The sequence below is a fragment of the Mycobacterium pseudoshottsii JCM 15466 genome, from assembly GCF_003584745.1.
GTDB classification, from domain to species: domain Bacteria; phylum Actinomycetota; class Actinomycetes; order Mycobacteriales; family Mycobacteriaceae; genus Mycobacterium; species Mycobacterium marinum.
In genome coordinates, this window is the sequence record NZ_AP018410.1 from 3708025 (window position 1) to 3719805 (window position 11781).

The window sequence follows — 11781 nt, forward strand, 5'->3', positions numbered from 1 at the left end:
GGTTAGAGGCCATGAGTCAGACAGTGCGCGGCGTAATTTCCCGGAAAAAGGGCGAACCCGTTGAATTGGTGGACATCGTCGTCCCGGATCCCGGGCCCGGCGAAGCCGTCGTCGATATCAGCGCTTGCGGCGTTTGTCACACCGATCTGACCTACCGCGAGGGCGGCATCAACGACGAGTACCCGTTCCTGTTGGGCCACGAGGCCGCGGGCACGGTCGAAGCGGTTGGGCCCGGGGTAACCAACGTGGAGCCAGGCGATTTCGTGATCCTGAACTGGCGTGCGGTGTGCGGCCAGTGCCGGGCCTGCAAACGGGGCCGGCCGAGCTACTGTTTCGACACGTTCAACGCCGAGCAGAAGATGACACTGACCGACGGCACCGAACTCACCCCGGCACTGGGCATCGGGGCATTCGCCGACAAGACGCTGGTGCACTCCGGCCAATGCACCAAGGTTGATCCCGCGGCCGACCCCGCCGTGGCGGGCCTGTTGGGTTGCGGGGTGATGGCCGGACTGGGCGCCGCGGTCAACACCGGTGGCGTCACCCGCGATGACACCGTCGCGGTGATCGGTTGTGGCGGCGTGGGTGATGCCGCCATCGCCGGTGCGGCGCTGGTCGGAGCCAAGAAGATCATCGCCGTCGACACCGACAACACCAAACTGGAGTGGGCGCGCGCCTTCGGCGCCACCCACACCGTCAACGCCCGCGAACTCGACGTCGTCGAAACGATCCAGGACCTCACCGGCGGCTTTGGGGTCGACGTGGTGATCGACGCGGTCGGCCGGCCCGAAACCTGGAAGCAGGCGTTCTACGCTCGCGATCTGGCCGGAACCGTTGTCCTGGTGGGGGTTCCCACCCCCGACATGCGGCTGGACATGCCGCTGGTGGACTTCTTCTCCCGCGGTGGCGCGTTGAAGTCGTCCTGGTACGGCGATTGCCTACCCGAGCGCGACTTCCCCACCCTGATCGACCTCTACCTGCAGGGCCGGCTTCCGCTGGACAAGTTCGTTTCCGAGCAGATCGGTCTGGGCGGTATCGAGGAGGCATTCGAGAAGATGCACGCCGGCAAGGTGCTGCGCTCGGTGGTGGTGTTGTAGTGGTTCACATCGACCGGGTGGTGACCCACGGAACCTTCGAACTCGACGGCGGCAGTTGGGAAGTCGACAACAACATCTGGCTGGTCGGCGACGACTCCGATGTGGTGGTCTTCGACGCCGCCCATCAGGCGGCTCCGATCATCGAGGCGGTCGCCGGCCGCAATGTGGTTGCGGTGGTATGCACCCACGGCCACAACGACCACGTGACGGTGGCTCCCGAACTCGGCGCGGCACTCGACGCTCCGGTGCTGCTCCACCCCGGCGATGAGATGCTGTGGCGGATGACCCATCCGGACAAGGACTTTCGCGCTGTCTCTGACGTTGAGACGCTGCGGGTCGGCGGTACCGAGCTACGCGCACTGCACACTCCGGGCCACTCCCCGGGATCGGTGTGCTGGTACGCCCCGGAGCTGGATGTGGTGTTCAGCGGGGACACGCTGTTTTGCGGCGGACCCGGCGCGACGGGACGCTCGTTTTCCGACTTCCCGACCATCCTGCAGTCGATATCCGAACGGCTGGGCAAGCTGCCCGGCGACACCGTCGTGCATACCGGCCATGGCGACAGCACCACCATCGGCGACGAAATCGTGCACTACGAAGAATGGGTGGCCCGCGGCCACTAGGGCGCAACAGGTCAAACGCTCACCGAAATCGGCAAGCAAGCCACGCGCCCGCGCGACGCCGGCTATCTGCCGTCGAGGATCCGGCGTTTCTCGCTCTGGAATTCCTCCTCGGTCAGCGCCCCCGAATCGCGCAACGCCGCCAGCGTCTTGAGCCGCTCCAGCCTGATCCCGTCGTCGCTGGGCTCGTAGGCCGTCCTGGGCGGATCGCTGGGGTGGGAAGCCAGGACGGGTGCTTCGGCAAAGTAGGGGCTGGCCGGCGACGCCGATGCGGCCGGGCGGCTGCGGCTCAACCACACCACCGAAAGCACCAAGTCGATCAGCCCGACGCCGAACATGGCGACGAAAACCCACACCAACCAGCCATACGAACTCTGGTGCCCGAACGCCAGCCGGGGGTTGATGTATCCGCCGACCTCACCGTCGGTCGTGACGCGGTAGGTGGCCTCGACGGGAACGCGGACCATCCATACCCGTACGTGGGCGTCGTTGTTGACCGTCGTTGTGCTGCCGATACTTTCGGTTACCTCCGGTTGCGGTACACCGTCGGGCGGACTGATCGAGATCCCCAACGGCGGCACCGGCAGGCCAACGCCGTTGGTGCCGCCGATGACCAGCGTGTGCAGGCTGACGGTGACATCTCCGGCCGGCAAATGCACGCTGCCCGAACCGGGGATCGCCACCTCGCCGTACGCGTCGTACTTGTCCAGGAAGAACGCGTTGAGCACCAGGGTGACGATGAAGCCGGCCACCGACACCACCAACGTGAGGATGGCGACGGTCAGCGAAAACTTGGCGACCCGTCTGCTAGTCATGCACGCAGTGTGTCACGCATTCGATAGCGGCGAAGCCCAGCTGAGCCGGCGTATCCCGCCAGCACCACCAGGGCCGTCACCGGCACCCAATCCCCCAGTCGTCGATACAGCGTGTCGCGCGAACCCAGCTCGATGCTGTCCACCGTCACGCCCGCGAAGTCCGACGGGCACCACGCCAGCCGGCGTCCCCGGGCGTCGAAGGCCGAACTGTCACCGGACAACCCGGCGTGCACCGCGGGTCGCCCCACTTCGACGGCACGCACCGCGGGTTGGCTGGCCAACTGCGGCTGCGCCCAACTCCCTTGAAACGACGAGGTGGAACTCTGGAATGCCAACAACTCGGCGCCCAGCAGCGCTTCGCGTCGGGCCAGATCGGAAAACGTCGTCTCGTAGCTGATCAGCGGTCCGATGGCCAGCGGTCCGGCATGCAGCACCACCGGGCCGGTTCCCCGCCGCCGGTCCTCCGCGGCGGCCTTGGTGCCCTGGGTGATCCAGCCAACCAACCGCCGCAGCGGAACGTATTCACCAAACGGCACCAAGCGGGTCTTGCGGTAGCTGCCCGCCACGCCGTGCTCACCGAGCAGCACCGACGACTTGTAGATGCCCCCGCCCGGTGCCCGCGCATCGACATTGACCAGCAGATCCGCGCCAACCCGCGCGGACAGGTCCGCCAGCCGGGCCAGGTCGCCGGGATGGTCGGCCAGGTCGTGGCCGACGCTGCTTTCCCCCCAGACCACCAGGTCCGGCCGTTGACCCACCAAGCCGGCGGTCAGTTCTTCACCGGCCGCCTGGCGGGCCGTCGAGTCGGCGATGGGGCCCGGCTGCACCAGCGCCACCCGAATCGCCGGACCCGCAGCGGGAGCTGGGCCAACGAGGTACCACAGCGGTCCGAGGCCCACCCCCGCCACCGCGCAGCCCAGCAGCACCAGCCGGGGCAGCCCTCGGCCCACGATGCCGGCCACGATGGCGGTATTGACGGCCATCACCAGAAAGCTGGTCAGCCACACCCCGCCCACCGATGCCGACGCCAGCGTGTAGGGCTGGTTCCATTGCGACGCACCCAGCGGAGCCCACGGACCGCCCAATGGCGGCCAGGACCGCGCCGCTTCTGCCACCACCCAGGCGCTCGGTACGACGGCCAGTGCCCCAGCCGCGCGGGCGGCGGAAAGCGGTGCCGACAGCAGGCGGTGCGCAACCCAACCCCACGGCAACCACAACGCGCCCATTCCGAGAGCCAACAACGCCAGCAGCGGGCCGATGCTGGCGGCCAACCAGTACTGGTTGGCCAGCACGAAGCCGGCAACACCGCAACCGGCCCGCACCGCACCATCGCCGGACGTCGCCGCTGCCCGCACCAGCAGCAGCAGCGGCACCAGCGCGAACCAGGCCAACCACCACCACGATGGCGCCGGGAAAGCGAGCGCGGGTAGCGTGCCGAGGGCCAATGCTGCCGTCCACCCGAAAGCACGCCGCCGGAGCGCTCTCGGGTGCGGGACCATGGGCTAAAGCATGCCGCTCCGACTCGCGGATAGCGGGGAAAAGCGCACACTGGACAGCAACACCGGAAAGGGAGTGATACGCATGGCCAGCGATCTCATCGCCACCGTGCCCGATCTGTCCGGAAAACTCGCGATAGTCACCGGAGCCAATAGCGGGTTGGGTTTTGGGCTGGCCCGGCGGCTGTCGGCGGCGGGCGCCGATGTGGTGATGGCAATCCGTAACCGCGCCAAGGGCGAGGCGGCGATCGAGGAGATCCGCAGTGCCGTGCCCGATGCCAAGTTGAGTATCAAAGCGCTCGATCTGTCCTCGCTGGCGTCGGTAGCCGCATTGGGTGACCAGCTCAACTCCGAGGGCCGCCCGATCGACATCCTGATCAACAACGCCGGCGTCATGACTCCGCCCGAACGTGATACCACCGCCGACGGCTTCGAATTGCAGTTCGGCAGTAACCATCTCGGACACTTCGCGCTGACCGCGCACGTGCTGCCGCTGCTGCGCGCGGCGCAAGGCGCGCGGGTGGTATCGCTGAGCAGCCTGGCGGCCCGGCGTGGCCGTATCCACTTTGACGACCTGCAGTTCGAGAAGTCATACGCTGCGATGACGGCATACGGTCAATCCAAGCTGGCGGTGCTGATGTTCGCGCGCGAGCTGGACCGTCGCAGCCGGGCGGCGGGTTGGGGCGTGATGTCCAACGCGGCGCACCCAGGACTGACCAAGACCAACCTGCAGATCAGCGGGCCTTCGCATGGGCGGGAGAAGCCGGCACTGATGCAGCGGTTCTACACCACCTCATGGCGTTTCGCTCCGTTCCTTTGGCAAGAAATCGAAGACGGGATCCTGCCGGCGCTCTACGCCGCCGTTACACCGCAGGCCGAGGGCGGTGCTTTCTACGGCCCGCGGGGCTTCTATGAGGCGGCCGGTGGCGGTGTGAGGGCGGCCAAGGTGCCCGCTCGTGCTGGCAATGACGCTGACTGCCAACGCCTTTGGGAGGTTTCCGAACGTCTCACGGGTGTCGGTTACCCCACGTCGAGCTGACATGCCACGGGAGATCAGGCTGCCGGAGTCAAGTGTGGTGGTCCGGCCGGCGCCAATGGAAAGTGCGACCTACAGCCAGTCGTCAAGACTACAGGCCGCGGGCTTGTCGCCGGCCATCACGCTGTTCGAAAAGGCCGCCCAAACCGTGCCGCTGCCCGATGCACCGCAACCGGTCGTCATCGCCGACTATGGGGTGGCCACCGGCCACAATTCACTCAAGCCCATGATGGCCGCGATCAACGCACTTCGCCGGCGCATCCGCGAAGATCGCGCAATCATGGTGGCGCACACCGAGGTACCGGACAACGATTTCACTGCCTTGTTCCGCACCTTGGCCGATGACCCGGACAGCTACCTGCACCATGACTCGGCGAGCTTCGCATCGGCAGTCGGCAGGTCGTTTTATACCCAGATCCTGCCCAGCAATACGGTGAGCCTGGGCTGGAGTTCATGGGCGATCCAATGGCTTAGCCGAATCCCCGCGGGGGCGCCGGAACTCACCGATCACGCGCAAGTCGCCTACAGCAAAGACGAGCGAGCGCGCGCGGCATACGCGCACCAGGCCGCCACGGATTGGCAAGACTTTCTTGCCTTCCGGCGGCGGGAGCTGTGTCCGGGCGGGCGATTGGTGGTGCTGACAATGGCGCTCGACGAACACGGCCACTTCGGCTATCGACCGATGAACGACGCGCTTGTGGCGGCGCTCAACGATCAGGTGCGCGACGGGCTGCTGCGCCCAGAAGAGCTGCGACGCATGGCGATACCTGTGGTCGCCCGGGCCGAAAAGGACCTGCGCGCTCCGTTTGCGCCGCGCGGCTGGTTCGAGGGTCTGACCATCGAGCAGCTCGACGTGTTCAACGCCGAGGACCGGTTCTGGGCCGCCTTCCAATCAGACGGCGACGCAGAGGCTTTCGGAGCGCAGTGGGCCGGCTTCGCCCGGGCGGCATTGTTCCCCACGCTCGCGGCCGCGTTGGACTGCGGGACCGGCGACCCTCGCGCAACCGCGTTCATCGAGCAGCTGGAGGCTTCCGTCGCCGACCGGCTGGCAAGCCAGCCCGAGCCGATGCGGATTCCGCTGGCATCGCTGGTGCTTGCCAAGCGCGCCTGATCGCGGTAGCGCGCGTTTCGACCCGGCACCGGGATGGGTAACCGGAGCAGAGGGTCGGTCACAACCGCAACTAACTGCGCAGGGAGCAAGAGCCATGACTGCAGCCCAAGATCAGCCGGCTGACCAACATGAGGAGCCGGATCGTTGCGACAACATCGAGCCGGACCAAGGCGCCCAAGACAAGGCCGCCGAGATGATGACTGCCTATGAGGACCGGCCGACGCTGGTGTTACCCGGTTCCGGCAAGACCATCACCGGGACCGCGGTCAACGACTGGCTCGACGAAATCGGCGACCCCAAAGCCGCCGGTGACCGGAACGCCCCAGCGGCGAAGGCCAAAGACGTCGCCACAGCAGGCAAGGCCGACGGGACCGGCGAGTGGAGCGCCGAAGAAAACTACGCCCAAGACAAGGCCTACAACGAGCGCGTCCTCAAGGATGCCGCCAGCTGAACGCCGCGGGGCGGTCGCTCACCTCATTGACCGTTTGCCGCCTGGGGCGCAATTACTTGCGGCGCAATGACCTGCGGCGCGATGACTTGGCCGAACCCGGGAACTCCCGGCACCTGAGGCACCTGAGGTATCTGCGGCACCTGCGGCACCTGCGGGAAACCGATTCCCGGGATCTGCGGGATGGGCGGAATCTGGGGAATGGGCGGGATCGGGGGCGGCGTGGGCAGTTGCTGTGTCGCCGGCGCCTGCGTGGTGGGCGGCGCCTCGGTGGTGACCGGCGGCTGGGTGGTTGCCGGCGGCGCCTCGGTGGTGGCCGGAGGCTGGGTGGTGACCGGGGCTTGTGTGGTTGAGGGCGGCGGTGCCTCGGTCGACGGCGGCGGGGGCGCCTGCTGTGTCGGCGGCGGCGCCGGCTCCTGGGAGGCAGGTGGCTGAGTGGACGGCGCGGGCGCGGAAGTTCCGGCATCGGTCACCGGTGGCACGGCTGCGGGGGCCGAGGTGGGCGGGGACGTGGTCGCTTCGGGCGAGCGAGTCGCCGGCTGTTCTCCGGAGCTCAGCGCGATCGCGACCGCGGCGCCGACGAGCAGCACCGCAACCACCGTTGCGACGATGATTACTCCGGGCAGGCGGTACCACGGGATCACCACGGACTTGGGCGCCGGCTCCGCCCGGGCATTCTCTTCAAAGGTCAGCTGGGGCCGCGCGGAGGTGTAGCCGGAAGCCCCCGAATAATCGTCGCCGACCACCGGCATCGCCCGGGATTGGTCGTCGGCTTCCGACCATGCCAAAGCGGGCTGCAACGCCGACACCGGCGCGTCGGCCGCCGCGACCGCCCCGACGTCTGGGTCCAGCGGCGCCATCGCGGTCTGGGTCATCGGTGCCGCTGAGGTCAACACCGTCGCACTGGAATCACCCGGTCCCCGGGCAGCCCGCAGCGCCCCGCCGGTCGCGGCTGTCAGCTGCGGGCGGGGTGCGGTAATCACCGGTACGCCGAAGCGCCCCGACAGCGTTGTGGTGACCGACGGGATATTGGCGCCACCACCGACGGTGACGATGGCGACCGGGTCCGCGGCGGGGACGCCGGCGCGCTGCAGCGTGTGTTCGACAACGCGGGCAAATCCATCGAGCGAATCGCGGATCGTCTCGTCCAACTCGTTCCTGGTGAGCCGAACCTCTCCGCTTACCCCGGGCAACGCGTCAGACAGCGTGGCCACCGTGCTGAGGGAGAGCTGCTCCTTGGCCTGGCGGCACTCGGCGCGCAACCGGTTCAATGAGCCGATCGCCGAGGTCCCCGACGGATCGAAAGAACCCGTCGCCGGCATCTCGGACATGACGTAGGTCAACAGCGACTGATCGATCAGATCGCCGGAGAAATCCGGGTGCCGCACCGTTGCACCCAGGGGCTGATATTCGCCGGAGGCGTCGGCCAGCGTGATGCTGGTACCGCTGCCACCGAAATCGCAGACCGCGACGACGCCGCGGGCCGGGATGCCAGGGTTGGCACGCGCGGCGAACAACGCCGCCGCGGCGTCCGGGATCAGCAGCAGAGGCTGCCCCGCCGGCGACCATTCCGGAACCCGGCCCAATGCGGCGCCCAATGCGTCTACCGCGCTCGTGGTCCAGTGAGCGGGATAGGCGACTGCGGTACTGGCGGGCAGGGTGTGACCGCCGGTGGCCGTATATGCCAACGCCCGCAACGCATCGGCCACCAATGCCTCGCTGCGATGCACCGACCCGTCGGCCGCGACGATGCCGATCTGGTCCCCGACGCGGTCCACGAAGTCGCTGATCACCAAACCGGACTGATCCAGCCTCGGGTTCTCCGACGGCAGTCCGATCTCGGGTGGACGCTGTCGGTACAGCGTCAGTACGGGCTTTCGCAGGATGGCGCTATCGGCGGTTACCGCCGCCAGATTGGTGGCACCGATCGATAGACCCAGCGCGGGCCGTGCTCCCTCTGCCATCTAGTAAGTCCCCATGTCCGGCGGCACGCCACCCGCCTAACTCAAATTCTGTCGATAGAACCTATAGCCAATCTCTGCGCCAGCTATGCGCCAGCTGTATAAGCACTTCAACGCCAAGCAATCGACGCAGGTCAACGGATTGTGCCCGCGCCTGGAATCAGCGGCAGGTCGAGCGCGGTGACCCAGCCCGGCGGCAAGTCGTTGACGGCAGGCACCGCATTGAGCGCCCGCATGCCGGTCGCCAGACACCCGGCGGTGGCTGGATCTCGCCCGGAACCGTCGGTGAACCGGAACGCGGTCTCCTGGAAGATGCTGGGAGTTCCTTCGATATCCACCCGATAGACGTCGTCGTCGTGGCCGGAGGGCCAGTCCGGCGCGGCATCGTGGCCGATGCGGTTGACGTGTTCCAGTTGGATGCGGGTTTCGCCCTGATAGACCCCATTGATGGTGAACCGCACCGCGGCCACGTGGCCCGCTTTGATGAGGCCCTTGGCCGACTTGCGCTCGGTGGGGGTCACCCACTTTTCCCAGGTGGTAGTGATCTCATCGAGCATGATCCCGGCGGCATGAGCGATCATCGGCACGGTGGCGCCCCACGCGAAGATCAGCACGTCGCGGTTTTCCAGCATCGGGCTGAATTCGGGCTCGCGGCCGATGCCCATCTCTTTTTCGTAATCGCCCTCGTAGTTCGTGTAGTCCAGCAGTTCGGAGGCCCGCACACGCCGGACCTCCGAACACAAACCCATCAGGGTCATGGGAAACAAGTCGTTGGCGAATCCCGGGTCGATGCCGGTGGTGAAGCACGACGACTCCCCCAACGTGCAAGCCTCGGTGATGGGCTGAATCCACTGCGGCGGGTTCAGGTGCATCGTCGGCCAGATCCACGGCGTCATTGCGGTCGAGCAGACGTCGATGCCGGCCCGCAGGAAGCGCGTGATGAGTGAGATGTTGTCCTGCGCGTGCATCGCCGTCGGGCCGTAATGCACCAGCGCGTCGGGCCGCAGCGCGATCAGCGCGTCGACATCGTCGGTGGCGCTGATTCCCACCGGCTCGGAAAGTCCGCAGATTTCGCCGACGTCGCGCCCCACCTTGTCAGGATTGCTGACACCAACACCCACCAGCTCAAACAATGGATGCTTGACGATTTCGGGAATCACCATCCTGCCCACGAAGCCGGTGCCCCAGACGACCACTCGTTTCCCGCCACTTTGCGACATAAACGGCCACCTCCCTGACTACGTCACACTAAGCGCGATCGGGGGCGACATCTAGCATCAGGGCTCACATTTGGGTCTTCAACGAGTCCGCTCGCTGTTCTCGGGCACCAAACGCACTCGTGCCGGCGGGGCGGGAGCCCAACAAACCACTTACATGCCGTCCTACCTGATGACACTATGGAAAACCATGACCAGTCGATTGGCAGCCAGACCCATGCGCCGTCTCAGCGGACCGGCGATTCTGCTCGCTATCGGTGTCGGCGTCGCAGCCACCTGCGGCGTGGCGAACGCCGACCCGTTTCAGCAGGTCCGCTATGAAGTGAGCGGCCCGGGCGTCGCCGAGTTCGTCTCGTACCAAACCGCCAAGGGCCAGCAGCGAGCGACCAACATCAACCTGCCCTGGTCGTCGGAGTTCACCGCCTTCGGCGGGCAGGTTTTCGTGCTCAGCGCCCAAGGGCAGGGCAGCATTACCTGCAGGATTCTGGTTGACGGCAGCGTGGTGACCGAGCAGACCGGGACCGGAACGCCCGGACACACCGTGTGCACACACTGACCCACCGCATGCGGTGGCTCCGCACCGCCACGTTGTCGCCGCCAGCGGTTTAAGCTCGCCAGTGTCACCCCTTCAACGACGAAGCGGAGACGTAGGAGAAGCACGATGGACCTCAGCACGAACCTCAACACCGGCCTGCTGCCTCGGGTTAACGGGACACCGCCACCGGAAGTCCCACTGGCCGACATCGAACTTGGTTCGCTGGAGTTCTGGGGACGCGATGACGACTTCCGCGACGGCGCTTTCGCGACCTTGCGCCGCGAAGCCCCCATCTCCTTCTGGCCCCCGATCGAACTCGCCGGACTCACTGCGGGCAAGGGGCACTGGGCGCTGACCAAGCACGACGATATCCACTTCGCCAGTCGGCATCCGGAAATCTTTCATTCCAGTCCCAACATCGTGATCCACGATCAGACACCGGAGCTGGCCGAATACTTCGGCTCGATGATCGTGCTCGACGATCCGCGCCACCAGCGCCTGCGCTCGATTGTCAGCAGGGCGTTCACCCCGAAGGTGGTCGCCCGCATCGAAGCCTCGGTGCGGGAGCGGGCCCACCGGTTGGTCGCAGCCATGATCGAGAACCATCCCGACGGGCAAGCCGACCTGGTCAGCGAGCTCGCCGACCCGCTGCCTTTGCAGATCATCTGCGACATGATGGGGATTCCCGAAGAAGACCACGAGCAAATTTTTCATTGGACGAACGTGATTCTCGGGTTCGGCGACCCCGACCTGACTACCGATTTCGATGAGTTCCTTCAAGTTTCGATGGCCATCGGCGGCTAGGCCACCGCGCTGGCCGATGATCGTCGGGTCAACCACCACGGCGATCTGACGACCAGCCTGGTGGAAGCCGAGGTCGACGGCGAGCGGTTGTCCTCGTCGGAGATCGCGATGTTCTTCATCCTGCTGGTGGTCGCCGGCAACGAAACCACCCGCAATGCGATCAGTCACGGAATGCTGGCGCTGTCGCGCTACCCCGACGAGCGTGCCAAGTGGTGGTCGGACTTCGACGGTTTGGCCGCGACCGCGGTCGAGGAGATCGTGCGATGGGCTTCGCCGGTGGTCTATATGCGCCGAACGTTGAGCCAGGACGTCGACCTTCGGGGCACCAAGATGGCGGCCGGCGACAAGGTCACCCTGTGGTACTGCTCGGCGAATCGCGATGAGGAGAAGTTCGCCGATCCCTGGACGTTCGATGTGACCCGCAACCCCAATCCGCAGGTCGGCTTCGGTGGTGGAGGTGCCCATTTCTGCCTGGGCGCAAACCTGGCCCGCCGTGAAATCAGAGTTGTATTCGACGAATTGCGCCGGCAAATGCCTGACGTCGTCGCGACCGAGGAGCCGGCACGGTTGCTGTCACAGTTCATTCATGGCATCAAACGGCTACCAGTCGCGTGGAGCCGTTGACTGCGAAGCCGTTTGCC

The 11781-nt window shown here is 66.4% G+C and carries 10 protein-coding genes and 1 pseudogene; 7 read left to right on the top strand and 4 right to left on the bottom strand.

The window, feature by feature from the left end; all coding sequences use genetic code 11:
• Positions 1–11 precede the first annotated feature (11 nt).
• Both MPSD_RS16870 and MPSD_RS16875 read left to right on the top strand, forming a co-directional pair.
• Positions 12–1097 (top strand): S-(hydroxymethyl)mycothiol dehydrogenase, encoded by a 1086-nt coding sequence (locus tag MPSD_RS16870; RefSeq protein ID WP_011739474.1) that lies wholly within the window; start codon positions 12–14, stop codon positions 1095–1097.
• Complete coding sequence (locus MPSD_RS16875; protein ID WP_012394998.1) at positions 1097–1720, top strand: MBL fold metallo-hydrolase; 624 nt, start codon at positions 1097–1099, stop codon at positions 1718–1720. The genes MPSD_RS16870 and MPSD_RS16875 overlap by 1 nt, the downstream gene beginning before the upstream one ends.
• A 62-nt stretch (positions 1721–1782) precedes the next feature.
• On the opposite strand, the gene MPSD_RS16880 is transcribed toward MPSD_RS16875, so the two are convergent.
• Entirely contained in the window at positions 1783–2532 is a 750-nt protein-coding gene (locus tag MPSD_RS16880; protein WP_020725705.1) for an SHOCT domain-containing protein, read from the bottom strand.
• Positions 2529–4031, bottom strand: coding sequence for an apolipoprotein N-acyltransferase (lnt, locus tag MPSD_RS16885; RefSeq protein WP_174524128.1), 1503 nt, complete (start codon positions 4029–4031; stop codon positions 2529–2531). The genes MPSD_RS16880 and lnt overlap by 4 nt, the downstream gene beginning before the upstream one ends.
• Positions 4032–4113: 82 nt before the next feature.
• Here lnt and MPSD_RS16890 point away from each other — a divergent pair, with 82 nt between their 5' ends.
• The 3 genes from MPSD_RS16890 (at position 4114) to MPSD_RS16900 (ending at position 6626) form a co-directional block, all read left to right on the top strand.
• Positions 4114–5067, top strand: coding sequence for an SDR family oxidoreductase (locus MPSD_RS16890; RefSeq protein WP_012395001.1), 954 nt, complete (start codon positions 4114–4116; stop codon positions 5065–5067).
• A 1-nt stretch (position 5068) separates the two neighbouring features.
• Positions 5069–6175 (top strand): class I SAM-dependent methyltransferase, encoded by a 1107-nt coding sequence (locus MPSD_RS16895; RefSeq protein ID WP_036426490.1) that lies wholly within the window; start codon positions 5069–5071, stop codon positions 6173–6175.
• 94 nt (positions 6176–6269) lie between these two features.
• Entirely contained in the window at positions 6270–6626 is a 357-nt protein-coding gene (locus MPSD_RS16900) for a hypothetical protein (protein ID WP_086085713.1), read from the top strand.
• A 23-nt stretch (positions 6627–6649) separates the two neighbouring features.
• On the opposite strand, the gene MPSD_RS16905 is transcribed toward MPSD_RS16900, so the two are convergent.
• Both MPSD_RS16905 and MPSD_RS16910 read right to left on the bottom strand, forming a co-directional pair.
• Entirely contained in the window at positions 6650–8587 is a 1938-nt protein-coding gene (locus tag MPSD_RS16905) for an Hsp70 family protein (protein ID WP_020787020.1), read from the bottom strand.
• A 131-nt stretch (positions 8588–8718) separates the two neighbouring features.
• Positions 8719–9804: an NAD(P)H-dependent amine dehydrogenase family protein gene (locus MPSD_RS16910; RefSeq protein WP_015356278.1), complete on the bottom strand. Its 1086-nt coding sequence runs from the start codon at positions 9802–9804 to the stop codon at positions 8719–8721.
• A 214-nt stretch (positions 9805–10018) separates the two neighbouring features.
• On the opposite strand from MPSD_RS16910, the gene MPSD_RS16915 reads away from it, so the two are divergent.
• Both MPSD_RS16915 and MPSD_RS16920 read left to right on the top strand, forming a co-directional pair.
• Positions 10019–10357 carry an MmpS family transport accessory protein gene (locus MPSD_RS16915; RefSeq protein WP_012395006.1) on the top strand — a complete coding sequence of 113 codons (339 nt, stop codon included), beginning with the start codon at positions 10019–10021 and terminating at the stop codon, positions 10355–10357.
• Between the two features lie 105 nt (positions 10358–10462).
• Positions 10463–11764, top strand: a pseudogene (locus MPSD_RS16920) (cytochrome P450).
• Positions 11765–11781: the final 17 nt, after the last annotated feature.

Bases quoted from the DNA above. Each gene is read 5' to 3' on its own strand.
- MPSD_RS16910 (WP_015356278.1), bottom strand. From the start codon at position 9,804: ATGTCGCAAAGTGGCGGGAAACGAGTGGTCGTCTGGGGCACCGGCTTC.
- MPSD_RS16900 (WP_086085713.1), top strand. From the start codon at position 6,270: ATGACTGCAGCCCAAGATCAGCCGGCTGACCAACATGAGGAGCCGGAT.
- MPSD_RS16895 (WP_036426490.1), top strand. From the start codon at position 5,069: ATGCCACGGGAGATCAGGCTGCCGGAGTCAAGTGTGGTGGTCCGGCCG.
- MPSD_RS16905 (WP_020787020.1), bottom strand. From the start codon at position 8,587: ATGGCAGAGGGAGCACGGCCCGCGCTGGGTCTATCGATCGGTGCCACC.
- MPSD_RS16880 (WP_020725705.1), bottom strand. From the start codon at position 2,532: ATGACTAGCAGACGGGTCGCCAAGTTTTCGCTGACCGTCGCCATCCTC.
- MPSD_RS16915 (WP_012395006.1), top strand. From the start codon at position 10,019: ATGCGCCGTCTCAGCGGACCGGCGATTCTGCTCGCTATCGGTGTCGGC.
- MPSD_RS16890 (WP_012395001.1), top strand. From the start codon at position 4,114: ATGGCCAGCGATCTCATCGCCACCGTGCCCGATCTGTCCGGAAAACTC.
- lnt (WP_174524128.1), bottom strand. From the start codon at position 4,031: ATGGTCCCGCACCCGAGAGCGCTCCGGCGGCGTGCTTTCGGGTGGACG.
- MPSD_RS16870 (WP_011739474.1), top strand. From the start codon at position 12: ATGAGTCAGACAGTGCGCGGCGTAATTTCCCGGAAAAAGGGCGAACCC.